Below are 24,876 nucleotides of genomic sequence, written 5' to 3'. Positions count from 1 at the left end.
CGTAGGCCAAATGTAAACGAAAAACCGAACACAATTGGACTGGGAGCGCCGCGTAGGCCGAATGTAAACGGAAAACCGAACACAATTGGACTGCGGTTATCTTGTCCCTTGGGCCTGCGCCCAACGCTGGTCCTCACGGCAAAAAGACCGGGATGCCCCCGGTCTCTCTGGTTGCTGTCTTCAGGATTTATCCTTCTTGACGGCAAGCTGTACAATCATAATAACAAGAACGAGCAGTGCAATGAGCTGATCTGTACTCATGGTAGTCCGAACCTCCAATCCCAAACGCAAGGATGGCTCTTACGGACCTGCATCTCCTCTCCCAAGAAGCTGCTTCGTTCCCCTTAATCCAGCCTATGTATCCCTTCAGGCGCTTAGTACTTAAGTATATAAATAATGCCCTGCTAACCCCCCAGCAATTTTTTCTTGTACTTCAGAAGGGGCTGCTTTAGTATATATGAATTGGCTTATACTATATTTATTTTAAGGAGTGCATCGGGGAATGCTGCAGATCGAACGGGGGGCTGGATGGTGATTGTTACCGCCTGCCTGATTTTTGTTATTACTTTGATTTTTGTGATCTGGCAGCCGCGGAATTTATCCATTGGCTGGTCCGCTTGCGGCGGGGCGATCTTGGCGCTTGCCGCAGGTGTGGTCAGCTTCGGGGATGTCCGTGATGTGACGTTAATTGTATGGAATGCCACGCTGGCATTTGTAGCTATTATTCTGATTTCCTTAATCCTTGATAAAATTGGATTCTTCGAATGGGCGGCCCTGCATATGGCATCGGCGGCGCGCGGCAACGGAACGCTGATGTTCGTCTATGTGATCCTGCTGGGTGCAGTTGTGGCGACATTGTTCGCCAATGACGGGGCAGCGCTGATTCTGACGCCGATTGTGCTGGCGATGGTCCGGGCACTGAATTTTGACGAGCGCAAAGTGTTTCCCTTCATTATCGCCAGCGGCTTCATCGCCGACACCACCTCGCTGCCGCTGATCGTCAGCAACCTGGTTAATATTGTCTCCGCCGATTTCTTCGGCATCACCTTCATGCAGTATGCAGGGCATATGTGGCTGCCCACCTTATTCTCACTGGGAGCCAGTATTCTGGTCTTATACCTGTACTTCCGCCGCAGCATACCCAAAGAGTATGACACCGCCGGAATGAAGCTTCCGGAGGAAGCGATTAAGGATCAACGGATGTTCCGGTTATCCTGGGGCGTACTGGCGCTTTTGGTCTCCGGCTATTTCGTTAGTGAATTCCTGAACATTCCGGTATCTGTGGTAGCAGGAGTGATTGCGGTTTGTTTCCTGCTGATGGCCCGCAGAAGTCCTTACGTGAAGACTATGGAAGTGGTCAAGGGTGCGCCTTGGGCGATTGTCTTTTTCTCCATTGGCATGTATGTAGTGGTATATGGTCTGCGTAATGCGGGACTGACGGATGTGCTTGCCGAGATGATCAGCGGAATTGCGGAGCACGGGTTGTTCGCTGCCACGATGGGAATGGGCTTCCTTGCCGCGCTCCTCTCCTCAGTGATGAATAATCTGCCGACGGTGCTGATCGGGGCGCTGGCGATTGATACCGCACATGCCGCAGGTCTTGTGAAGGAAGCTCTGATCTATGCCAATGTCATTGGCTCGGATCTGGGTCCGAAGATTACACCGATCGGTTCACTGGCTACGCTGCTGTGGCTGCATGTGCTGTCGGGCAAGGGTGTGAAGATCTCCTGGGGCACTTATTTCAAAATAGGCGTGATCCTGACGATTCCGACGCTATTCATCACCTTGCTGGGCTTGTATCTGGAGCTGAAGCTGCTCTAACTTAAGCACTAGAAATAGGATAAGCAGAACAAGCGGTGCAGACGGTGAGTCTGCACCGCTTTTTTTGTCCTGGACTGGACTAGACCATTGGAGCTGTAAAAAATGCAACAATTCCCGCCGGATATGGACTCTAAGCCACGATTGTTGTACAAAAGGCAGGATTCTTCCTCCTCCACACTGCTTAGCAGGGGGGATTCCTGCCATTCATGCAACAATTGTCTTGAGCCTCAGGATAATCAGATGATGAGGTTGCAGAATGTGCAACATTATGCCATTACGCCGAAGTTCGCAGACAGTACCTCCGGCGGAGTATGAGCGAACCAGTCGGAGATAGACAAGGGATTCAGGTGGAATGCACAGCATTTCAAGAAAATATATGCGGAAATGTGATAATATTTGACTACCGGACAAATTTCCGTACGACAATCAGAGAGCAGGGTTAGAACCAATGACATTAGAGGAACAAGAACGCTACCGCTTCAGTGAAGCGCCAATATGGGAACTGCAGCGTGCCTATTATGAACAGCTCGGTTTGCAGGCTTGGGCCAATGACCAGGTTCCGCAGTACATTACTAGCAATCCGATGATTGGAACCGCTTATGCGGAGATGATCTTCGGATTTCTTCAGGACCGGGCAGAGAAGGGATATACTGCAGAACCGGTGATTGTTCTGGAGCTGGGGGCAGGAGTGGGACGTCTGGCGTTCCATGTGCTGCAGCAGTTATGTGAGCTGATCCAGTATGCGGGGGTGCTGCTGCCGCCGTTCCGTTACGTAATGAGCGATTTGCCCTGGAAGAACATTGAGGGCTGGCAGGAGCATGAAGGTCTGAAGCCTTTTGTGGAGCAGGGGATTCTTGATTTCGCCCGCTTTGATGCGGTGCAGGATACAGAGCTGTCCCTGACGCAGAGCGGAATCGTGATTAAGCCCGGCGGACTGCAGCAGCCGCTGATGGTGATCGCCAACTACTTCTTCGATAGTATTCAGCAGGAACTGCTCTATATTGATGAAGGCAAGATTTATGAATGTGAGGTTTCGTTGAAATATCCCGAGCAGTCCGGCTCGATGAGCACGTCAGAAGTACTGCGGGATCTGGTGCCGGAATATCATTACAAGCGGGCCGAAGGCTATGAGGACCCTTCATACAAGTACCATGAAGTGATTTCGTTCTATCTGGACAAGCTGGAGGATTCGCATGTGCTGTTTCCTGCTGCGGCCTTGTCCTGCATGGAGCGTCTGGGGGCACTCTCCCGTGGAAGCTTCCTGCTGCTGACTGCCGATAAGGGAGACCACCGGCTGGAGAACTGGGAATTCGCCGAGCCGCCGAAGCTGATTCACCACGGCAGCATCTCGCTCACGGCGAATTATCATGCGCTGGTGCATTATTTTGAACGGAAGGGCGCACTGGCCCAGTTCACGCAGCATCATTATAAGAATCTGAATGTGGGCTGTATCCTGATGCTGGAGGAGCCGATGCTGCATCCGCATACCCGGCTGGCCTACCGGCGGTTCGTGGAGCGGTTCGGGCCGGATGACTTCTTCAGCCTGAAGGTGTGGATTGACAAGAATTACGATACGATCGGGATGCAGCAGATTCTGGCCTTCTGGCGGCTGGGCGGCTATGACGCCGAGCTGTTCATCCAGAGTGCGGAGCGCATCTCCGCGCTGCTGCCGGATGCCAGCGATGAAGAGCTGCTGGACCTTCAGCGGGGGATTAATCTGATGTGGAAGGGCTTCTACCCGATGCCGCAAAAGTATGATCTGGCGCTGGACTGCGGTCTGCTGCTGTTCGAGATGGAGCAGTACGGGGAATCCCGCCGCTTCCTGGAGCATTCGCTTGCGTCAAGTGAGGAGGAGCCGGTAATTACCGTGCTGTACTGCCTGGCGATCTGCAGCTACGAGCAGGAGGATGACGAAGCGGCGCTGGATTACACGCGCAGATCGCTGCTGATTGAGCCGGAGCATGAGGAAGCGCTGGAGCTTTTGGCGGCGCTGAGCCAGGGGCCGGAAGAAGCGTAACCGGCAGGCTATAAGGACAGCCGGCCGCTATTGGACTTTACAGTTTGTGTGAGATTTGATATTCTGTATCCAACAATTTGCAAACGCGATGACGAGAAGAGTATATTCAGTTCTTCCCTCACAGAGAGCTCCGGCTGGTGTGAAGGAGCAGGGAAGGCTGAGTAGAAACAAGCCTCTGAGCGGTGTATCGGAACCGGCAGCAGCCGGGGATGGTGCGACAGGTGCTCCTGTTACAGAGCTAGAGTATAAGCCCTGCCTTGCCGGCGGCGCCGTACTTGATGAGATTAATATGGCGACATATTAATGAACCTGGGGTGGTACCGCGAGAATCTCGTCCCCAAGACTACAGTCTTGGAGGTGAGGTTCTTTTTTGTGGTCCCGTAAGGGCAGGTATCACCCATATACAGGAGGAGATCGAATGACTGACGTTAATGTTAATGAGAATGAATCGGCCGTGCCGGAGAATTATATGGACAGGCTCATCAGGGAAGATATAGAGGAAGGGGTCTTCAGCAGGGAGATCTGCACAAGGTTTCCCCCGGAGCCCAATGGCTATCTGCATATCGGAAGTGCTTTTGCTATCCACGCGAACTATGAGATTGCACGTAAGAACGGCGGCAGATTCCACCTGCGCTTCGATGATACCAACCCGCTGAAGGAGGATATGGAATACGTGAAGTCCATCACCCAAGACATCGAATGGCTGGGCTGCAGCCCGGGAGAGCATGTCTATTACGGTTCTGATTATTCAGAGGAAATCTGCCGCAGCGCGGAAGTGCTCATTCAGAAGGGGAAGGCATATGTCTGTGACCTGACGGCGGAGGAGGTAACGGCCTGCCGGGGGACATTAACCGAGCCGGGGACAGATAGTCCTTACCGGGACCGCTCGCCGGAAGAGAATCTGCGGCTGTTCAGAGCGATGCGTAACGGCGAATATCCTAACGGTGCCAAAGTGCTGCGGGCCCGGATCGACATGGCCTCGCCGAACATCAATCTGCGCGACCCGGTGCTGTACCGGATCATTCATGCAGAGCATTACCGTACGGGCAATGCCTGGTGCATCTACCCGATGTATGATTTCGCCCACCCGATTCAGGATGCGCTAGAAGGGGTGACCCATTCGTTATGCTCCATTGAATTCAAGGATCACCGGCCGCTGTATGAATGGGTGCTGAATGAGCTGGATATCCCGGAGGCGCCGAGGCAAAGGGAATTCGGCCGGGTGAATCTTACAGGAGTGGTCACAAGCAAACGTTATCTCCGGGCACTGGTAGACGGGAACTACGTGGACGGCTGGGATGATCCGCGTCTGCCGACGCTTCGTGGTCTGCGCAGACGCGGGTTTACACCGGACAGCATCAAGGATTTCGTACATGAGATCGGAATGGTCCGTAATACGGCGATGGTCGATTACTCACTGCTGGAGCACTGCGTCAGACAGGATCTTAAGGCCAAGGTGCCCGCCATCATGGCTGTGCTGAATCCGCTGAAGGTTGTGCTCACGAATGTTGAAGCCGGGACCTCCGAATGGCTTAAGATGGATAACAATAGCGAAAATGCTGAGCTGGGGACAAGAGATGTTCCGTTCTCCGGCACCCTCTATATCGAGCGGGAGGACTTCATGGAAGTACCTGTCAAGGGCTTCCGCAGACTGGTCTTAGGCGGTGAGGTACGGCTGAAGGGCGCATATATTATCCGCTGCAATGAGGTCATTAAGGACGCGGCGACGGGAGAGATCCTGGAGCTGCGGTGCACCTATGACCCGGATACCAAGAGCGGCGGTCCTCTAAGCGGCCGGAAGGTCAAAGGAACGGTTCAATGGGTCTCTGCCGCCCATGCGCTCAAGTGTGAGGTATACCTGTATGAGCAGCTGCTTGCCGATAACAACGGTCCGAAGGAGGAGGGGGAGACCTGGGAGCAATATATCAATCCCCATTCTGTGACTCTGCTTAAGGATTGCCTGTTGGAGCCTTTCGAAAATACACCGCAGCCCGGGGACAAATTCCAATTTCTGCGCCACGGGTATTTTTGTATCGACAGCAAGCGCAGCAGTGAGCAGAAGCTGGTGTTCAACCGGATCGTTCCACTCAAGGATACCTGGAAAAGCAAAGCGGGAAATAAACTGCAGGATGTTGCGAAGTGAAGGTCAACACGGATACGATCCAGAAGTGTGGTACTAGCTCGCCCTACGCCCGGTATAGGTGTTACTTTTATTTAAATGTTTTAATGGGATACCGCTAAACGATTGGAACAACGGTCCATCCGCGGAGCGTCCACTCAAGTGTCCACCCATGTGCTCCTGTAAATCATAAGTCTCAGAATGGGTAATAACATATGGGCTGGAGCATCACTTTCCAGGGGCGTGCACATAATATAAGATGCAGCGGCCGGGCGGATAGCATAGCTGTCTGTAATCATCGTGACATTTCGTATGAAAAAAACCAATGAAAATACATTTACATTTCTCATACAGCGGATTATAATAAACTCAGATCAAATGTTGCACCAGGGAAACTTTCGTGTGTATAGACAACTTTTTCCGGGCAATAGGAGGGACAGAAATGATGGAGCAGAATACAGCAGTAGAATCATCCACAATACTAAAAAGCCATACCAATAAACTTTCGGCACAGTCGGTGCTTGATGGAGATGTCAAAGGACTGAAGCGGCTGCTTCCGTTCCTGGGCCCGGCTTTTATCGCTTCCGTAGCGTACCTGGACCCCGGCAATTTCGCCACTAATATTACAGCAGGCTCGAAATACGGGTATCTCTTGCTATGGGTTATCTTTGCTTCGAATCTGATGGCCGTTCTTATTCAATCCTTATCCGCCAAGCTTGGTATTGCTACCGGTAAGAATCTGCCGGAGGTCGCGCGGGAGAAATTCCCGAAGGGCGTGTCGGTCTTCTTATGGATACAGAGTGAGCTGGTCATTATCGCTACCGATCTGGCGGAATTTATCGGGGCAGCCCTCGGACTGTACTTGCTGTTCGGTATACCGATGCTGCCGGCTGCACTGATTACCGCAGTAGGGTCGTTCGCGATTCTGGAGCTTCAGCGGCGCGGTTACCGTACCCTTGAGGCCGGGATAGCCGGCATGGTAATGATTGTTGTGCTGGCCTTTGCGTTCCAGGTCATTATGGCGAAGCCGGATGCGGGCAGCATTGTTACAGGGATGTTTACCCCCAGATTTGAAGGTGTGGACAGCATCCTGCTGGCGGCCGGGATTCTCGGCGCAACGGTTATGCCCCATGCGATCTATCTGCATTCCTCGCTGACCCAGAGCCGGGTTGTGGGGGCAGATGAGCGGGAGAAGAAACAGATTTTCCGGCTGGAGTTCATTGATATCCTGATTGCAATGCTGATTGCCGGTGCGGTGAATATGGCCATGGTGATCGTGGCAGCGGCGCTGTTCTTCAAGAACGGTCTTGTTGTTGAGGATCTGGATATCGCCTTCGAGCAGTTCCGCAATCTGGCAGGACCCGTTACGGCAATCTCCTTCGGCCTCGGCCTCCTGATCGCAGGTCTGTCAAGCTCGTCGGTCGGTACGATGGCCGGTGATGTGGTGATGCAAGGCTTCATTAATAAAAAAATCAATCTCTACCTCCGGCGGGCGATTACGATTATCCCACCGCTGACGATTATCGCCTTCGGCATTAATGCGACCACCGCACTCGTGATGAGCCAGGTCGTTCTCTCCTTCGGGATTGCCTTTGCCCTGATCCCGCTCGTGATCTTCACCAGCGACCGCAAGATCATGAAGGGCCTGGTGAATCACCGGATTACCACCATCCTGGGCTGGATCATCTCCGCTCTGGTGGTATCGCTGAATTTGTTCTTAATTGTAGAGATGTTTGTGTGAGCTGTGAGCAGTGGTTCTCCCGATGGGAGGATCGCTGCTTTTTTGCTGCAAGGACAGAAGAATTCCCCTGTTTTTAAACAGTATATCCCATTCATAGCCCAGCCTATCCTTTGCTATAATTAATGTGTTTAAGATATTTCGGAACACAGGTCGCAGTGCCAGGGGAGGAAGCCGCCATAACCGGAAGCTGGAGAGGATTGCGTTCCATCCGCAGCAAGCTGATTGCTACCGTACTCATCGTAATTGCCCTGCCGACACTGATCGTGCTGTATGACTATTTCACAACATCGGTCAGAGTGGTGGAGCAGGAGGTCTATGCCGCCAATCAGAGCCTGGTGGAGCAGGCGGCGATGACGATTAATGATACAGCCAAACGGATGATTCAGGCGACGTATCTGCTGGAGGCCGATATGGCCCAGTCCTTCGGCTCGAATACCTTCAATTGGGATTACGGGAATGCCGAGGCGATGGGAGCTATTTTTCAAATTCAGAAGAAGATGGGGTACCTGAAGGATATCCTGCTGGGTAACAGCGCCTTCATCGGACTGGTCGATGCTGAAGGCAGTGTGGTGACGACCCTTAACAATTTCAACCGCGGGGCAACCGGAACGATCATCCGCGAACCCTGGTTCACTGCGGGGATGGAGCTGAAGGGCTATCCCTATTGGGAGAGAGTCTACCGGCTGCCAGCTAATCTGGGGTATACCGAGAATGCGCCCGATAAGGAGTTCATCCTGCTGTCGCGTTCCTTCGCCTTCGAATCGTCCATCCGTAACTGGGGACTGGTTATCGTGGCCATACCCGTAAGCCAGTTCTACGGCATTCCCTCCAAAGGGCTGCCTGACAATACGCAGCTGCTTGTTCTGGATAAAGGGGGAACCCTGTACGACATCTACGGCAAGGAGCAGTATTCGCTGACGCCGGAGCAGGCGGAAGACTCCAGGCATAGCGGTTCTGTGATGAGGAAGCTGACGCTGGGTAAGGAGACCTATCTAATGAACGCAGCGTCCGTGCCGCAGGTAGGCCTGTCCATTGTCTCCCTGCAGCGGATGGGGGATTTCTCGGCTCAGCTCGATAACTCCCGGACGAAGTCCATCGCACTGTTCCTGTTGTTCTTCGGCGTGGGGATCATTATCGTGATCTACATTCTGCTGCGGCTGACCAAGCCGCTCTATGCCCTGGTGCGCTCGATGAGCAGGGTGGGCAGCGGCAACTTCAGTACCAAGGTGGAGGTGCGCGGCAAGGATGAGATCGCCCTGCTCGGCAGCCATTTCAATAAAATGGTCGCGCAGCTCGAAGAGCTGATCCATCATGTGGCGGAGGAGCAGCGGCAGAAGGAGGAGGCGCATTTCCAGGCGCTCCAGGCCCAGATTAACCCCCACTTCCTGTTCAATACGCTCAATTCCATCAAGCTGATGGCTATGCTCTCGGGTACCAACCGCAATGTCAGCGATATGATTACGGCGCTCGGGAAGCTGATGGAGTTCTCCATGAAGCAGAATACGCTGTTCGTCACGCTGAGGCAGGAGCTGGAGTATCTGGAGCTGTACATGTCTCTGCAAAAAATCCGGTATCACGATGATGTTACGGTCGCTGTTCAGGTCCCGGAAGCCCTGTTGGATTGCACGGTGCTGAAATTCACGCTCCAGCCGCTGGTGGAGAACAGCATTATCCATGGGTCGAAGCTGCCGCTGCATATCCGCATCGAGGCGGAATGCCCCGGTCAATACATCCTTATTCACATCAGGGATAACGGAAAAGGGGTCTCGGAGGAAACCCTGCGGATGATTGCCAATCAACTGCAGCAGGATCATGTGAAGACCAGCGGCATCGGGCTGCTGAATGTGGACAGAAGAATCAAAATCCATTTCGGGCAGCAATGCGGCATTCTCCTGTCCCGGCCGGAGGCGGGCGGACTACAGGTGACGGTGCGGATTCCTTATCGGAAGGAGCTGGAAGGATGACAACACGCATATTGATTGTGGATGATGAAATTCTGGTCCGGGTGGCGCTCAAGACGCTGATTCCCTGGGAGGCGCACGGTTTCGAGATCATCGGGGAAGCCGCGAACGGGGTGGAGGCCCTGGAGCTGCTGAACCGCGGGACCTGCCAGATCATTTTGTCCGATATCCGGATGCCGGAGATGAACGGTCTGGATCTCATGAATCATGTCCGGGTGAAGTGGCCGGCGATTAAGTTTATTATTTTATCCAACCATAATGACTTTGAATATGTGCAGAAGGCGCTGCGGCTGGGGGCTGCCGACTATACGCTGAAGCTGGCTTATACGCCGGAGGAGCTGCTTGACAAGTGCAAGCGGCTTCAGCAGTTCTTCCACAATGAAGAGCAGGAGCGTACAGAGAAGGATAAGCTGGATTATAAAATAAAAGCTCTGGAGCGGAAATCCGCCGAGCTGACGCTGCTTGATTTACTGGTGAAGCAGAGATCGAAGCTAGAGGTGGACCATTTGCAGCGAGACGGGAACCTGCCGCCTTTTGTCACGGAGGGCTGCCGGGTGATTGTGGCGGGTGTCGATCATTACCGGCAGGTCCTGGAGGAGAACCGCTTTCAAAGTGAGCAGCTGCTGTTCTATACCGTCAGTAATATTTTTGCGGAAATATTGAAGAAATATGACAAGTGCCAGCTCGTAGACATGCATAACCGCAAGCTGGTGATTCTGGCCGGCGCTTATTCGGAGGGGATGCTGGAGGAGCTTATGGGGGCGGGCAGCACCTTTGCCAAGGTGAAGGTGAGCTTCGGCGTGTCCGGGGACTACTGCAGCCCTTATCAGTTAAATGAAGGCTTCCGGCAGGCGGATCAGGCACTGGCCCGGCGTTTTTTTCATGAAGACTGCCCGATCCTGTACCCGCTGGCTGAGGCGGATGAGGTTCAGCCCAAGGTGAGTATTCTGAAGAGCGGGCACTGGAGCAGCTTGCTGGACACGGGGGAGCAGGCGGTTATTCTGGAGGAAGTGCGGCGCTGGATTGCCCGGCTGCAGGAGGAGGAAGGGATGGGAACCGCCTGGGTCAGAGAGCAGTGGCTTCAGTGGCTGCATCTGGTCTTCCAGCATATGGGACCGTCCGATCATATTCTGTACGTCATGCCTGAGCATCAGGGGAAGTATCCCTTCGATGTGATCCGCAACGCGGAGACGCTGCGGGAGATCGGCCACTGGTTCCTGGGTTGGCTGCCCGAAGCTATCGCGCTGACAGGGCAGAATAGCCAGCCGGTATACCGCGATGAGGTGAAGCAGATGATCACCATCATGGAGGAGGAGTATGCTTCGTCCTTGAAAGTGGCCGATCTGGCCAGACGGACGGGGTTCGCCGAGAATTATCTGAGCGTGATGTTCAAGAAGGAGACCGGGGTGAAGATTGTGGATTATCTGACCCAGATCCGGATGCAGAAGGCGCGGGAGCTGCTGCGCAATCCCACGTACAAAATATATGAAATAGCCGAGATGGTCGGCTACGCCGATTCCAATCATTTCAGTAAGTATTTCAAAAAAATAGAGGGATTATTTCCGCTGGAATACCGCAAAACGATGACCGGCCGCAAGCAGGGCAGCTTGGAAAATCCCTCTAAGACCAAAGAATAAGCCGTTCGTTATTGAGCAGCGCTCTGATATAACTAAGTTGTGTTACTGTTCAATTAGCGAAAGGGGAAATCATAATGAAGCGTAGATTAACCTTAAGTCTGTCCTCTGTCCTGCTGACAAGTGTCCTGTTAAGCGGCTGCGGAGGCAATAACGGGAATACGGCCGGGGGCCCGGACAAGGCGCCGCAGCAGAGCGCCAAGGCCTCTGGAGAATCGAAAACGGTTACACTGAAGTGGTGGGGCGGCGTACCTGAAGAGAATGGTCCCAAGGCGGTAGCGGACCGCTGGAACGCTGAGAACACGGATATCAAGGTTGAATATGTCCGGTTCGTCAATGATGATCCGGGCAATGTGAAGCTGGAGACGGCTCTGCTGTCGAACACGGATGCTCCTGATTTGTTTGTCAATTACGCCGATGCCCATCTGGAACGCCGCATCAAGGCCGGGATGGTAGAGCCGCTGGAAGCCCTGATTAAGTCCAGCGGATTTGACCTGGAGGGGATCATCGGCTCAGAGAACATTACGAAGGTGGACGGCACCATCTATAACCTTCCAGGCTCCAGGGATGTGAAGTTCGTTGCCTTCAACAAGGCTTCGCTGGATGCCATCGGAGAGAGCATCCCGGAGCCGGGCTGGACCTGGGATGACTATGCGGCTCTGGCCGGCAAGCTGACGAAGGAGGGGCAGTACGGGGCGTTCTTCACGCCCACCTGGGAGCCGATTGCCTTCGATGTGCTGAATTCAGCCCAGCCGAAGGATGCCTATTATGCCGCAGACGGCACCTCTAACTTCGGGCATGAAGCTTTTCGCAAAGGACTTGAGCTGCAGAAGAAGCTGATTGAAGGCAAGAAGGTGATGCCGTATGCGGAAGGGGTGGCCAATAAGGCTCAGCCGCAGGATGAACTGCTGAACGGACGAACGGCTTCTACCTATACCTCCGCTTACTTTGTCCGTTACATCAAGGATGACACCGCCTACCCGAACCGCGAGTACCAGATTGCCTTCGCGCCGATGCCGCAGTGGACGGCAGGGGGCAACATCAACAACACCAAGCTGAACGACATGACCTCGATCAATGCCAAGAGTCCGAACAAAGAGGCAGCCATGAAGTTCTTAAGCTGGTTCCTGACCGAAGGGAATACCGAGATGCTTCCCGGCGGGCGTATTCCTTCCAGCAAGAAGGCCGATGTCGCGCAGGTGGCGGAAGCGGTTATGGGCGACAGGGCCCAGTATTTCGATAAGGACTCCTTCGTGAAGCTGCTGAACACAGAATATACGAACACCGAGATCACCCAGACAGCGGGTCTGACCGAAATGCGTAAAGCCTTCATGGAAGAAGCCGAGAAGTACTTCATGGATGCGCAGGATCTGGACACTACGGTAGAGACGATCAAACAACGGGCCGACGAAGCGATTGCTGCTGCGAAGTAGTTCTGGCTGCAGCAGCTCCTGAGACAGATGAATACGATACATGGCCGTTCCCGGAATTTCCGGGAGCGGTTTTTTGTGCAAACCTAAGAATTTCCCGCTGAATCAGCAGCAGTGAACACCACAGAATATCACGGTTTAAGCACAGTTTAAGACATTCAGGGAGCAGCGTACCGCCTCTATAATACGGATATAAGGAGTTGAGTATATGAGAGACAAAACGAGGGAGAATGTGGCCGGTTACCTGTTTATCCTTCCGAATCTGCTGGGCTTCGCCGCCTTCATCCTCTTCCCTATGGTGTTCAGCTTCGTCCTTATCTTCACGGACTGGGACTATCTGAAGGGGATGAGTGGCTTCAGCTTTGCCGGCCTCGGCAACATCGTCAAGCTTGGGGAAGACCCTATAGTCTGGAGATCCCTGCTGCATAACGTGGTCTTCTCCTTGACCAGTGTACCGGTGGCGCTGGGGCTTGGCCTGCTGCTGGCCGTGATATTGAACAGGTTCGTATACTTGAAGACTGCGATCCGTACCATGATTTTTCTGCCTTATATGAGCAGCATTGTAGCTATTTCTGTGGTCTGGAGAGTCCTCTACAATCCTTCCCAGGGACCGGTTAACTCGGTGCTGAAGGCGCTGGGTGTAGACCATCCGCCGGGCTGGCTGTCCAGTCCGGACTGGTCGCTGGCGGGCATCATCCTCATGACCATCTGGACGTATATCGGCTATGCGATGATTCTGTATATGGCCGGTATTCAGGGGATTTCCAAGGATTTGTACGAAGCGTCAGAGATTGATGGAGCCAGCGGGCTGAAAAGCTTTCTGCACATTACTGTGCCGATGCTGAAGCCGACTACTTTTTTGACGGCGGTTACGCTGATTATTTCATCCTTCCAGGTATTTGCCTCTGTGCAGGTGATGACGAACGGCGGTCCGATGCGGTCCTCCAGCGTGCTTGCGCTGTATATCTATGAGCAGGCCTTTGAGCTGCGGAATATGAGCTACGGGGCTACGGTGTCCTGGCTGCTGTTCCTCTTCATATTCGTCGTGACGCTGGTGCAGTGGCGTTCTCAGCGAAGCTGGCAGGATCAATTCTAGGGAGGAAGGGTGAGGTAGTTGTACAAGCGCAGTGCTTACAAGTTGGCCGCCAAAATATCAATGACAGCGGTATTCCTTCTGATCGGAATACTGATGCTGCTGCCGTTCCTCTGGATGCTCTCGGCATCCTTCAAGAACACCTCGGAGCTGTTCCGCTATCCGATCGAATGGATTCCGGATACGCTGAATACCGCGAATTATGAGAAGGTCTGGAACGGGGCCGTCTCGTTCAGCGTGTATTACAAGAACTCGGTCAAGATTACCTTCTTCCAGGTGCTCGGCTCGCTGATTACCAGCTCCATGGCCGGTTATGCCTTCGCCAAGCTGCGGTTCCGCGGCAAGGAGACTATCTTCCTGCTCTATCTGGCAACCATGATTATTCCCGCCCAGGTGTTCTTTGTCCCGCGGTTTATCCTGTTCGACAGCCTGGGCCTGGTCAATACCCATCTGGCGATTATTCTGCCGGGGATGTTCACCGTGCTGGGTACCTTCATCATGCGGCAATTCTTCAGTACGCTGCCCGGTGAGCTGCTGGAGGCGGCCAAGGTAGACGGAGTCGGATACTGGCGAATGTTCTGGCAGATCTGCCTTCCGCTGACCAAGCCGGCGCTGGTCACCCTGCTGATCCTGACGTTCACCTGGCACTGGAATGAATATGAGAATCCGCTGATCCTGCTGCGGGACCGCGATTTGTTCACCATCCCGCTTGGCCTGACTACCTTCACGGATGAGAACGGTACGGATTATCCGCTCATTATGGCGGCTTCCGTGTCGGCCTTGGCACCGCTGGTGCTTGTGGTTACCATTTTTCAGCGCTGGTTCGTTGAGGGGATTGCCAGTACGGGGCTTAAGGGTTGAAGCATAGAAGAGTTGGAGAGCTGGAGAGCTGGAGAGCCGGAGAGCTGGAGAGCCTGGAGAGCCGGAGAGTTGGAGAGCTGGAGAGCTGGAGAGCCTGGAGAGCTGGAGAGCTGGAAAGCTAGGAGACGAAGAGCTAGTGAGCTGAAAAGCTGTAATTATAAACACGGAGGGGATGACGTTATGATTCACACTAAGGAGCAGTATGAGTTCGTAGTAATCGGCGGAGGGATGGCCGGATTCTGTGCAGCCGTTGCCGCCGCCCGGCACGGGGCACGGACCTGCCTGATCCAGGACCGGCCGGTGTTCGGGGGCAACAGTTCGTCAGAGATTCGGGTGACGCTGCACGGGGCAGCGGCCTTTCATACGTATGCGAAGGAGACCGGGATTATCTCCGAGCTGTTTATTGAAGAACGGGCGCGCAATCATGAGGAGATTACCGAGAACGGCTGGACGAACAGTGTCTGGGATATGACGATGTACGATATGGCCGTGAGTACACCGAATCTGTCCTTTCATCTGAATACCTCGGTCCATGAGGTAGTGATGAAGGAGGACAGGGCGATTCAATCTATCCTGGCGCGGGTCGCCAATGCAGAGACGAATATAGAGATCGCGGCTGATCTATTCATTGATTGTACCGGCGATGGCGTGATTGCCGATCTCGCAGGCTGTGAGTGGAGAATGGGCACAGAAGGGCGGGAGGAGTTCAATGAGCCTCATGCGCCCGGGCTGGCGAGCGGGGACACGATGGGGAACTCGATTCATTTCAAGGCCAAGGATATGGGGCGGCCGGTTCCTTTTACCGCTCCGGCTTGGGCGACTTCATATGAGGATGCGGCTTATTTCTATGACCAGGGGCGGATACCCTACGATGTCCGCAGCGGATACTGGTGGATCGAGATCGGAGTGCCCTGGCATACGATTACAGAGGCCGAGGATATCCGGCATGAGCTGACCAAGCATACGCTGGGCATCTGGGACTGGATCAAGAACCGCGATCCCAAGACTAAGGAGCTTGCAGCGAACTACGCGCTGGACTGGATCGGGCAGGTGCCGGGCAAGCGGGAGAGCCGGCGGATTATGGGCGAATATTTCATGACCGAGCATGATCCGGTGAACCGCAAGGTGTTCGAGGACGAGATCGCCTACGGCGGCTGGTTCCTGGATCTGCACACTCCGGGCGGCCTGCTGGCCGCCACCAGTGAACATGCCAGCTCAGAGGGCTATAACCAGACTTCAGAATATGCAATCAAAAGCTACTGCGGCCCGTATGGCATCCCCTTCCGGATCATGCTGGCCCGGGATGTGGATAATCTGATGATGGCCGGCCGCAATGTCAGCGTGACGCATGCCGCGCTGGGGACTGTGCGCGTCATGGCCACATGCGCACTGATGGGCCAGGCTGCGGGGACAGCGGCGGCCATTGCCTTGAGGAAAGGAATAGGCATCAAGGCGGTTACCACTGATGCGATGCAGGAATTGCAGCAGACGCTGCTGCGCGACGGCTGCTTCCTGCCGAATGTGGAGAACCGCGATGCGGGTGATCTGGCCCGGCAGGCTGCGGTCACCGCCAGCAGCGAGGTGCTGGTCTACGGCGCAGGGCCGGAGACCGGGACTGCCCTACCGAAGCTGAGCGAATGGAATGACCGCAAGGATTGGAGCGGGGAGGATGAACGGCTGCTCAGAAGACGCGGCCAGTGGATCGCAGTGTCCTCTCCGCAGCTCGACAGCCTGGCGGTCTGCCTGAGCAACCTCACGGATCAGCCGCAGGAGGTGGACGCGGTGCTGCTCCAGGTGGACCATATCTGGGACTACCGCTCGGAGCCGGAGGAGGGTCGGCTGGCCTCCTGTACACTGACCGTTCCCCAGGGGGGGAAGGCACTGGATCGAATGGGCCAGCCCGGCCGGAGCCGCAGAGGGATTGAAGCCGGGCAGGTATGTCCGGCTGGATCTGGCCGCGAATCCCCAGGTCATCTGGCATGCGGCGGGCACGATTATCCCCGGCCACATCAGCGCCTTCGAGATGGGCGGCGGCAGAATGCGGCGCTTCGAGAAAGGTATGACGATGAGCTACCGTATCACTCCCCCGCAGCAGCCGTTCGGCGCAGGCAATATTGTCAGCGGGGTCAACCGGCCTTACCGGTACACCAACCTCTGGCGCTCCGACCCCGTGCAGCCGTTACCGCAGTGGATTCAGCTAACTTGGGAGAGCGAACAAGAAATAGGTACAGTAGAGATTACCTTTGCCGGGCATTTGTTCCGGGAGTATCATGCCTACGGCCCGTTTTACCGTGATCCGCAGTGTGCCAAGGATTACCGTATCCAGTCCTGGACGGGCGGAGCGTGGAACGATGTCATTCATGCCGTGAATAATTACCAGCGCCATGTACGCCACAAGCTGCCCGGCTCCATTCGGACCCAGAAACTGCGGATTGTGATTGAAGCTACCAACGGCGACCCTTCTGCGGCTGTATATGAAGTTCGCTGCTATGAATAGAAGAGCCTAATCCCTGAACCACTTAGAGGGCTGTCCCGACATTGGCCATGAAAAAAGGCTGATGGGGATAGCCCTCTATTTCTTAGGGTGGCGGTAGGTTAGATGGTAGAGGGTAGATGGTAGATGGTAGATGGTAGGTTGGGCGGTAGGTTGGATGGAGAGTGAGCGAACGTTGCGTGGGGTGTGGGCGCTGTTCTTAAACTAACTAATCATTTCTGTGTAGTAGCTGAATCCGCCGAAAGTAGGCGGAGCGTGCAACTCAGAGGGATAAATCCCTCTGAGTCCGCCGGAAGCGGGCGGAGCGAGCAAATCAGAGGGATAAATCCCTCTGAATCCGCCGGAAGCGGGCGGCAGGCGTGAATGAAGAGCAAAAGTGCACCTGAATGCGCTGAAAGTGGGCGGCGAGCGAGAAGGAGGAGCAATAGTGCACCTGAATGTGCCAAAAGCGGGCGGCGAGCGAGAAGGAGGAGCAATAGTGCACCTGAATGCGCTGGAAGTGGGCGGCAGGCGAGAAGGAGGAGCAAAAGTGCACCTGAATGTGCCGAAACTGGGCGGCAGGCGTAAATGAAGAGCAAAAGTGCACCCCCACCTGAGGCTGAATCAGGATCAGGTGGGGGTAGGTTAGATATAGGTGTAGATGTAGGTTTAGGTGTATATTTTCGTTACTCCCCCTCTCAATCAGCGGAGCGGACGGAAGGATTGTGGAAAAGCGGAGCGTTCGCCTTTGTGTCCGGATTTTCACCGCTAAGGTAAAAAATAAAAAAATCTGGACACAACAGCGATTGGAACAACGTTCCGTTTGCGTAGCGTGCTCACCGAGCGTCGATGTAACGCAGCCCCTACACTCAATAAACAAACAGGGCGCCTCCCCAGCCAATTATGGCCGTTGAAGACACCCCTGAATTTCAAACGAAACAACTAATTCCTATTGCTTCACAATATCCTGCACCGCTTTATCCAGCTTCTCCAGCAGCTGATCATGGCTCAGCTGGCCGCCCAGGTATTCCTGCATCGCGGCGCCGAAGCCCTGAGTGACTCCGTCAGGGAACATATCCCAGTTCCAGCCGAGAGCGGTGGCGGATTTCTCCTGCACGGCAACGGCAACCTGCCCGATGTCGGCCGCGTCAGTGGTAATGTTGGTTTCAGCCGGGATGAACTTGAACTCCTTGGTCAGATACTTCTGGCCGGTTTCCGAACTTACCAGCCAGTTCAGGAAGGCTTTGGCTTCTTCCGGATGGGCGGATTTGCTGTTCACGATATAGTTGTTAGGCACGCCTACCAGAATGGTGCCTTCTTCACCGCTGATCGGAAGCGGGAGAAGGCCCAGGTTCAGTGCAGGGTCGATTTTGTCGATATCGCCTTGCGTCCAGTTGCCCTGCAGCATCATTGCGGCCTTCCCGGAGGCGAATTCAGCCACCTGGGTAGCATAATCGGTAGTCATCTTATTGTCCTGGGCATTGTCGAAGATGACATCCACGAGATCAAGCCACTGCTTGAACACTGCGTTGCCTTTGATCGTCTGTTTTCCCGCCTTCACATCGTCGATGAACTGCTTCGGATCAGGCTGGTGCGCCATCCCTACGTTGACCAGGTGAATCCCCATCGACCACCATTCATTGGTGGCTTCAAACGGTGTAATACCAGCGGTCTTTAGCTTGGCTACGGCGTCCTTTAGCTGCGGGAGGGTCTTAGGTTCTTCCGTAATACCGGCTTTGGCGAACAGATCCTTGTTGTAGATCAGCCCGTAGCCTTCTACGTTCATAGGCATACCATAGAGCTTGCCGTCCACCGTTGCCGGTGTTTTGGCTGTGGGGATCAGATCCTTGGCCCAAGGCTCATTGCTCAGATCGGTGGCACGGTCCATATAAGGGGCGAGGGCAATATAACCTCCGTTATTGAAAATTTCAGGCTCAGACCCGGACGCAATCTCCGCTTTAAGCAGCGCGCCGTAATCTTCACCGCCGCCATGCGTTTCCACTTCGACCTTCACTCCGGTCTCTTTCTCATATTCTTCGGCGAGTGCATTCAGCTGCTCGGCAATTTCCACCTTGAACTGGAACATCTTGATCGTAACATCCTTGGCAGGCGCTTTGCCTGCATCCGGTGTTGTCGTTTCGGTTGACGCGTTAGGAGCCTTATCTGCGTTACCATTGCCTGCGGAATTCGTATTGCCGCTGTTCCCGCAACCTGCGATAATGAGGGTGCAAACGGTTGCCATAATGAACGCGAACTTTCTTGTCATAGAATAACCTCCCTGGTCTGTGGTTCCTGCAACTAGATCGTAAGGCAAATGAGAGTGGACTTACACTTCATATTTTGCTCGAAAAGGTGGATATTGTTGCAAGGGGCGACCCTTGCAACATCCTGTAGTGGCGGTCTTTCCATATTATGAAACGGGATCATCCCTTAATAGAGCCTGACGTTACACCTTCAACAATATAACGCTGGAGCGACAGGAAGAACAAGAGGATCGGCGTGATTGCCATAACGAGACCCGCGAGGGCCAGGTCCCACTTCTTGGTATATTGTCCGAAGAACTTGGTTACAGCTACCGGAAGGGTAGTCAGGTCCTTGTTTCCCCCGATAACGAGTACGGGCAGCAGGTAGTCATTCCAGATCCACAGGGTATTCAGGATGATGACCGTTACAATAATCGGCATCAGCAGCGGGAATACGATCCGGAAGAAGACGCCGTACGGATTGGAGCCGTCCACCCGCGCCGCTTCCTCCAGCTCCAGAGGCACGGTCTTGATGAATCCGTGGAACAGGAAGACGGACAGCGGCATCCCGAAGCCGAGATAACAGGCCACAATACCGTACAATTCTCCGCGAAGCTCCAGAATACTGGTCACCCGGACCAATTGCAGCATCAGCGACTGGAACGGAATGATCATTGCCGAGACCAGCAGCAGGAACACGAAGGAGTTGAAGCGCGTAGGCTTACGCACAATCTGATAGGCGGCCATCGAGCTGAACAGGACAATGAAGATGACGCTCAGGATCGTGATTTGCAGAGAATTCAGGAAAGCCTGCGGGAAGTCGATCGCCTTCCAGACCTTGGAATAATTATCCCAGTGGAACACCTGCGGCCAGGAAGCGGCGTCGGTCAGGATGTCCTTCAGCCCCTTCACGGAATTGCTCAAGACGAGGTAAAAAGGCGACAGGAACACAATAGCCAGCAGAATGGCGGCAATTTCGAGAACGAAGTTTCTGGGACGGTATCTGCTGCTGTTCATTAGGCGGACACCTCTTTTCTTTTGGTAAGCCAGACCTGTGTGACCGTGATCAGGGAAACGGCGGCGAAGAAGAGCAGTGCTTTGGCTGTGCCGAGTCCATAACGGTTGTTGATCAGCGCCTCCGCATAAATGTTATAAGCCAGCGACTGGGTCGAGGTGCCCGGCCCGCCTTTGGTCAGCGACAGGTTAAGGTCGAACATCTTGAACGCATTGGAGGTCGTCAGGAACAGGCAGATCGTGATCGCCGGCATAATCAGCGGGACATAGACGCTCTTGAACAGCTGAGGGGCACGGGCGCCGTCAATTTTGGCCGCTTCGATCAGATCCTTCGGAATACCGGCCAGCGCCGCGATATAGATGACCATCATGTATCCGGCAGTCTGCCAGACGAACACGATGACCAGACCCCAGAATCCTGTGCCGGGAGTCCCCAGCCAAGGCAGCTGGAAGAACGAGATTCCGGTAAGCTCGCCGATCGTGGCGAAGCCCTTGGTGAAGATGAACTGCCAGATGTAGCCGAGCAGGATGCCGCCGATTACATTGGGCATGAAAAACACGGTGCGGAGCAGCTTCTTGGTCTTCAGCGTTGTCATCAGAATGAAGGCAAGCAGCAGCGCCAGAACATTGGCAGCCACAACCGAGACCACGGTGAAGCGGAGGGTGAAGACCAGGGACTCCCAGAACTTGTCGTCATTCGTAAAAATCCGTCTCCAGTTGGCCGCGCCTGTCCAGACTGCTTTGTCCAGATCGAGCCCGTTCCAGTCGGTGGAAGAATAGTAGAAGCCAAGGAAGAACGGGGTGACCACAATGGTCAGGAAGAAGAGCAGACAGGGGCCGAGAAATACGATTTGCTGTCCCGAGCCACGTTGCATGCGCAGAGTTTTTCTCATAGGGAATCTCCTTTGTGTAAGTTTACTACGGGTTCACAGCTTGATTATAAAAAGCCGGGGCCACCGCCAACACTCAATTTGATGCTCAGAAAAGTGGATTATATTGCAGGGAAGAGGGACTACCATGTTCAAAAACAGCATCCGGACACGGCTGATGGCCTTAGTGCTGCTCGCGTCAGTGATTCCGTCAGGCATCTCCGTTACCTTTTCCTATCTCTACACGAAGCAGTCGGTTACGGAGCAGTCTGTGAAGCAGAACACGAAGCTGCTGACCCTGGGAGAAGCGAATCTCAGCAGTTATTTCAGCGGCATGAACCAGCAGGCAATGTCCCTATACAGCGGGATTAATGTTCCCGGCTCCTTCTACACCACCCTGCTTACCGCCAAAAGCAATGAGCAGGTGCCCGCAGGCACAGTACTGCCGGATACCCGTGCGGTGATCTCCACCCAGCTGTACAACTTGTTCCTCTCGGACCGGAACACTTTTCAGATCCACCTGTATGTGAGGGCTGCCAGGCAGTCCAATCTTCTGCATGGAGGATGGTTCCGCCGGGAGAACGGGGAGAATGCCGGTGCAGAAGATCCTGAAGGCACGTACCGGCCGTACCTTGAAGTCACGCATATGGATCATCAATACGGCGTGAAGTCCGGCTTCCCCAATCTGAAGCCCGGCACTGTTCCCGTGTTTACCGCCCATTTCCCTATCTACCGCACCCCCAGTGACAGCGTGCTGGCAGATTTGTCGATCGACTATACTCTCGGTGAGCTGGAGGGGATCGTGGAGTCGATGTACAACTCGGACACGGAACGTCTGTATGTGTTGAATGCGGAGGGACAGGCCTTGTTCGCATCCGATCCGGGATGGGTAGGGAAGCAGGTAGAGACCGGCTGGAGCCGTCTTCCCGCAGACAGTGACAGCGGCCATTTCACTTGGAAGAAGGACAGCTTCCAGGGGATTGTGATGTACAAGCGGATTAAGGACCCGCTGTTCAGCGGGAGCATTATCAAGCTGGTGCCCTATGAAGATCTCTATGGGGATGCAAGGGTTATCACCCGGTTCAACATGGGCATTGGGCTGCTGTTCCTCCTGATCGGGGGCATCAGTGCCGTGCTGATCTCCATCGGCTTCACCCGGCCGATCAAGAAGCTGATCCACTTCACGCAGAAGGTGCAGATCGGCCAGCTGGATGCGCATATGGTGGCCGAGCGGGAGGATGAGTTCGGTCTCCTGACCCGTAAAATCACCGGCATGACCCGCACGATCAATGACCTGATCGTGAAGGAATACCGGCTGGAGCTGGCGAACAAGACGACAGAGCTGAAGGCACTCCAGGCCCAGGTGAATCCTCACTTTCTCTACAATGCGCTGCAATCTATTGCCAGCCTGTCCTTGCGCTATAATGCGCCGAAGGTGTATGATCTCATCTATTCCCTGGGCAGCATGATGCGTTATTCCATGAATACAGAGCGGACACAGGTGCCGCTGCGTGATGAAATCGAGCATGTGCAGAATTATGTGATTCTGCAGACAGAGCGGTTCGGCGAAGAGAATCTGCGGCTGGAGATCGAGGCGGAACCTGAGACTCTGGAGCTTATTCTGCCGAAGATGATCTTACAGCCGATTGTAGAGAATATCTTCAAGCACGCCTTCGCGGACGGAATCCGCGAAGGTGTGATCCGGATAGACTGCACGCTGGAAGGGCAGACGGGTCTGGTGCTTGCTGTCAAGGATAACGGCAAAGGCATTCTCCCGGAGCGGCTTGCGGAGATTACAGCCGGACTCACAAGCAGCGGCCAATCCGGGAATGAGGAGATCGGCCTGTATAATGTGCTGGCCCGCCTGCGGCTGCAATTCGGCAGCGGGGCGGAGATGCAGATCGTGAATAATGAAGAGGGCCAAGGGGTTACGGTAACCCTGAGGATTCCGCTGGACGGGCAGACATACGCGCGAAAGGGGCAGCAGAGATGAAGGTGCTGATTGTGGATGATGAGAAGCATGTGCGGGAGGCCATCCGTTATTTTGTTCCGTGGGACAGCTATAATATCTCCGCTATTTATGAGGCGACCAACGGACAGGAAGCGACTCTGGTGATGCGGGAACACCAGCCGGCCATCGTCTTCACAGATATGCGGATGCCGCTGATGGACGGGGCGGAGCTGCTGGAATGGCTGCACCGCCATTATCCGAATACGAAGACGATTGTGATCAGCGGGTATCAGGATTTCAATTACGTGAAGCCGGCCATTGTGTACGGCGGGACCGATTATCTGCTGAAGCCGCTGAACAGCAAGCAGCTGATTGCCTCGGCGGAGCATGCCTTCCGGCTGTGGATGGAGGAAGAGGCGGAGCGGAAGCGGCGGCAGCGGCAGAATATGCAGCTGAACGCGCTGCGTCCGCTCTACTGGGACAAGATGTTATCCGATCTTGTGGGCGGCCAGGCCTCCTTCCATGAGCTGAAGCTGCCGCTGTGCGAGGAGCTGGGAATGCCGATTGGGGCACACGACTGCCGGATTGCTGTAATCTCGCTGCAAGGCGCGGACTGCCGCCTGCTGCAGAGATTTCACGGCGATGTGGCGTTGACTGCCTTCGTGCTGGCCAACGTCTGCAATGAAGTGATGGCGGCGGACCAGAGCGGTTACGCCTTCCGCAGCTGGCAGGGCGGCGGTGAGCTTGTAGTTCTGCTGTGGAGTGCTGTAATGCAGGCGGAGACCGTACTTAACCGTATGAACGAAGCCATCCGCCAGGCCTTTGGCGTTCAGGTAGATATCGGACTTAGTCCGCTGAATCCTTTGCCGGAGGGGCTTCAGCATGCGTTCGAACAGGCAGGGCAGGCGCTGGAGGAGCGGAACCTCCTGCAGCGGGAAGGGCGTATCCATCCCTTCAGAGAGCGGGCAGACCGGAGTAGACCTGTAGAAGACTACGCCCTGGAGGAACGGCTGGACAAGCTTAGAATCGCAGTATTGTCTGGTGATCTGGAGCGGATAGAGCGGGTGGTGGAAGAGTGGGCCGGGCATCTGGCGGGGCTGCCGCTGCTTACGGAGAGCGGCCTCCTGCAGCAGCAGGCGGAGATACTTACGGTTCTGAAGCGCTGGCGGCCGGAGGAGGAGATTAGCCTGGAGCCCTGTTATGACGCAGAGGGGCTGTTCTCGGTGGAGAACTGGCAAGGCGGGCTGAAATCGCTGCTGCGCCGGTTGTTCAAGGGCAACCCTCAGACCCCGGACAGCAGACTTGTGCAGGAGATCCGGGAGTATCTGAACCAGAATTATGCGCAGGAGATGACACTTCAGCATATTGCGGAACGCTTTTTCATCAGCAGGGAGAATGTATCACGCAAGTTCAAGCAGATTACCGGAGAGAATCTGTCGGATTATCTGACCAGTCTCCGAGTGGATAAGGCGAAGACGCTGCTGCAGAATACGAATCTGCGGCTGTCGCAGATCGCGGAGCTGGTGGGCTATGAGGATGAGAAGTACTTCAGCCGTGTCTTCAAAAAAACCGCCGGAGTCTCCCCCAGAGAGTACCGCAAGCATGAAGAGGAAACCTGAGCCTAGAGCATCAGCTTCATACCTGCCTTT

General features: G+C 54.6%; 17 protein-coding genes and 1 other annotated feature. Of the genes, 14 read left to right on the top strand and 3 right to left on the bottom strand.

What is annotated here, in order from left to right; all coding sequences use genetic code 11:
• The first annotated feature begins 528 nt into the window (after positions 1 to 528).
• From HQN87_RS24915 to HQN87_RS32500, 12 genes are all read left to right on the top strand, one after another.
• Positions 529 to 1,821 (top strand): arsenic transporter, encoded by a 1,293-nt coding sequence (locus tag HQN87_RS24915; RefSeq protein ID WP_216857441.1) that lies wholly within the window; start codon positions 529 to 531, stop codon positions 1,819 to 1,821.
• 448 nt (positions 1,822 to 2,269) lie between these two features.
• Complete coding sequence (locus HQN87_RS24910) at positions 2,270 to 3,838, top strand: tetratricopeptide repeat protein (RefSeq protein ID WP_173138864.1); 1,569 nt, start codon at positions 2,270 to 2,272, stop codon at positions 3,836 to 3,838.
• A 79-nt stretch (positions 3,839 to 3,917) separates the two neighbouring features.
• Positions 3,918 to 4,180, top strand: a binding site (T-box leader).
• Between the two features lie 76 nt (positions 4,181 to 4,256).
• Entirely contained in the window at positions 4,257 to 5,981 is a 1,725-nt protein-coding gene (locus tag HQN87_RS24905; RefSeq protein ID WP_173138862.1) for a glutamine--tRNA ligase/YqeY domain fusion protein, read from the top strand.
• A 418-nt stretch (positions 5,982 to 6,399) separates the two neighbouring features.
• Positions 6,400 to 7,698: an Nramp family divalent metal transporter gene (locus HQN87_RS24900; RefSeq protein ID WP_173138860.1), complete on the top strand. Its 1,299-nt coding sequence runs from the start codon at positions 6,400 to 6,402 to the stop codon at positions 7,696 to 7,698.
• 155 nt (positions 7,699 to 7,853) lie between these two features.
• The gene (locus tag HQN87_RS33115; RefSeq protein WP_173138858.1) at positions 7,854 to 9,662 is read left to right on the top strand and encodes a cache domain-containing sensor histidine kinase; all 1,809 of its coding nucleotides are present in this window, start codon (positions 7,854 to 7,856) and stop codon (positions 9,660 to 9,662) included.
• The gene (locus tag HQN87_RS24890; RefSeq protein ID WP_173138856.1) at positions 9,659 to 11,296 is read left to right on the top strand and encodes a response regulator; all 1,638 of its coding nucleotides are present in this window, start codon (positions 9,659 to 9,661) and stop codon (positions 11,294 to 11,296) included. Before HQN87_RS33115 ends, HQN87_RS24890 begins: the two co-directional genes overlap by 4 nt.
• Positions 11,297 to 11,370: 74 nt before the next feature.
• Positions 11,371 to 12,726, top strand: coding sequence for an ABC transporter substrate-binding protein (locus tag HQN87_RS24885; RefSeq protein ID WP_173138854.1), 1,356 nt, complete (start codon positions 11,371 to 11,373; stop codon positions 12,724 to 12,726).
• A gap of 205 nt (positions 12,727 to 12,931) precedes the next feature.
• Positions 12,932 to 13,819 carry a carbohydrate ABC transporter permease gene (locus HQN87_RS24880; RefSeq protein ID WP_173138845.1) on the top strand — a complete coding sequence of 296 codons (888 nt, stop codon included), beginning with the start codon at positions 12,932 to 12,934 and terminating at the stop codon, positions 13,817 to 13,819.
• An 18-nt stretch (positions 13,820 to 13,837) separates the two neighbouring features.
• Positions 13,838 to 14,677 (top strand): carbohydrate ABC transporter permease, encoded by an 840-nt coding sequence (locus HQN87_RS24875; protein WP_254075655.1) that lies wholly within the window; start codon positions 13,838 to 13,840, stop codon positions 14,675 to 14,677.
• Complete coding sequence (locus tag HQN87_RS32830; protein WP_301953224.1) at positions 14,674 to 14,799, top strand: hypothetical protein; 126 nt, start codon at positions 14,674 to 14,676, stop codon at positions 14,797 to 14,799. The genes HQN87_RS24875 and HQN87_RS32830 overlap by 4 nt, the downstream gene beginning before the upstream one ends.
• Before the next feature lie 58 nt (positions 14,800 to 14,857).
• On the top strand, positions 14,858 to 16,972 hold the full coding sequence (locus HQN87_RS24870; RefSeq protein ID WP_254075654.1) for an FAD-dependent oxidoreductase: 2,115 nt from the start codon (positions 14,858 to 14,860) through the stop codon (positions 16,970 to 16,972).
• Positions 16,932 to 17,174 carry a hypothetical protein gene (locus HQN87_RS32500; RefSeq protein ID WP_254075653.1) on the top strand — a complete coding sequence of 81 codons (243 nt, stop codon included), beginning with the start codon at positions 16,932 to 16,934 and terminating at the stop codon, positions 17,172 to 17,174. Before HQN87_RS24870 ends, HQN87_RS32500 begins: the two co-directional genes overlap by 41 nt.
• Before the next feature lie 925 nt (positions 17,175 to 18,099).
• Here the strand turns inward: HQN87_RS32500 and HQN87_RS24865 are convergent.
• The 3 genes from HQN87_RS24865 to HQN87_RS24855 form a co-directional block, all read right to left on the bottom strand.
• The gene (locus HQN87_RS24865) at positions 18,100 to 19,416 is read right to left on the bottom strand and encodes an ABC transporter substrate-binding protein (RefSeq protein WP_173138841.1); all 1,317 of its coding nucleotides are present in this window, start codon (positions 19,414 to 19,416) and stop codon (positions 18,100 to 18,102) included.
• A gap of 157 nt (positions 19,417 to 19,573) precedes the next feature.
• Positions 19,574 to 20,410, bottom strand: a complete 837-nt coding sequence (locus HQN87_RS24860; RefSeq protein ID WP_173138839.1) for a carbohydrate ABC transporter permease — start codon at positions 20,408 to 20,410, stop codon at positions 19,574 to 19,576.
• A complete protein-coding gene (locus tag HQN87_RS24855; RefSeq protein ID WP_173138837.1) occupies positions 20,410 to 21,300 on the bottom strand; it encodes a carbohydrate ABC transporter permease in 891 nt (296 codons plus the stop codon). Before HQN87_RS24855 ends, HQN87_RS24860 begins: the two co-directional genes overlap by 1 nt.
• Before the next feature lie 124 nt (positions 21,301 to 21,424).
• On the opposite strand from HQN87_RS24855, the gene HQN87_RS24850 reads away from it, so the two are divergent.
• Together HQN87_RS24850 and HQN87_RS24845 are read left to right on the top strand one after the other, a co-directional pair.
• On the top strand, positions 21,425 to 23,269 hold the full coding sequence (locus tag HQN87_RS24850) for a sensor histidine kinase (protein ID WP_173138835.1): 1,845 nt from the start codon (positions 21,425 to 21,427) through the stop codon (positions 23,267 to 23,269).
• Positions 23,266 to 24,846 carry a response regulator gene (locus HQN87_RS24845; protein WP_173138833.1) on the top strand — a complete coding sequence of 527 codons (1,581 nt, stop codon included), beginning with the start codon at positions 23,266 to 23,268 and terminating at the stop codon, positions 24,844 to 24,846. The genes HQN87_RS24850 and HQN87_RS24845 overlap by 4 nt, the downstream gene beginning before the upstream one ends.
• The last annotated feature ends 30 nt before the right edge of the window (positions 24,847 to 24,876 follow it).

This window comes from Paenibacillus tritici (assembly GCF_013204885.1).
Taxonomy (GTDB): domain Bacteria; phylum Bacillota; class Bacilli; order Paenibacillales; family Paenibacillaceae; genus Paenibacillus_AQ; species Paenibacillus_AQ tritici.
Note: the sequence above shows the minus strand (reverse complement) of the source record. Positions and strands in the feature narration are given on the sequence as shown.

Excerpts from the sequence above, each read along its gene's own strand:
- HQN87_RS24915 (WP_216857441.1), top strand. The coding sequence starts at position 529 with ATGGTGATTGTTACCGCCTGCCTGATTTTTGTTATTACTTTGATTTTT.
- HQN87_RS24910 (WP_173138864.1), top strand. The coding sequence starts at position 2,270 with ATGACATTAGAGGAACAAGAACGCTACCGCTTCAGTGAAGCGCCAATA.
- HQN87_RS24905 (WP_173138862.1), top strand. The coding sequence starts at position 4,257 with ATGACTGACGTTAATGTTAATGAGAATGAATCGGCCGTGCCGGAGAAT.
- HQN87_RS24900 (WP_173138860.1), top strand. The coding sequence starts at position 6,400 with ATGATGGAGCAGAATACAGCAGTAGAATCATCCACAATACTAAAAAGC.
- HQN87_RS24890 (WP_173138856.1), top strand. The coding sequence starts at position 9,659 with ATGACAACACGCATATTGATTGTGGATGATGAAATTCTGGTCCGGGTG.
- HQN87_RS24885 (WP_173138854.1), top strand. The coding sequence starts at position 11,371 with ATGAAGCGTAGATTAACCTTAAGTCTGTCCTCTGTCCTGCTGACAAGT.
- HQN87_RS24880 (WP_173138845.1), top strand. The coding sequence starts at position 12,932 with ATGAGAGACAAAACGAGGGAGAATGTGGCCGGTTACCTGTTTATCCTT.
- HQN87_RS24870 (WP_254075654.1), top strand. The coding sequence starts at position 14,858 with ATGATTCACACTAAGGAGCAGTATGAGTTCGTAGTAATCGGCGGAGGG.
- HQN87_RS24865 (WP_173138841.1), bottom strand. The coding sequence starts at position 19,416 with ATGACAAGAAAGTTCGCGTTCATTATGGCAACCGTTTGCACCCTCATT.
- HQN87_RS24860 (WP_173138839.1), bottom strand. The coding sequence starts at position 20,410 with ATGAACAGCAGCAGATACCGTCCCAGAAACTTCGTTCTCGAAATTGCC.
- HQN87_RS24855 (WP_173138837.1), bottom strand. The coding sequence starts at position 21,300 with ATGAGAAAAACTCTGCGCATGCAACGTGGCTCGGGACAGCAAATCGTA.
- HQN87_RS24850 (WP_173138835.1), top strand. The coding sequence starts at position 21,425 with ATGTTCAAAAACAGCATCCGGACACGGCTGATGGCCTTAGTGCTGCTC.
- HQN87_RS24845 (WP_173138833.1), top strand. The coding sequence starts at position 23,266 with ATGAAGGTGCTGATTGTGGATGATGAGAAGCATGTGCGGGAGGCCATC.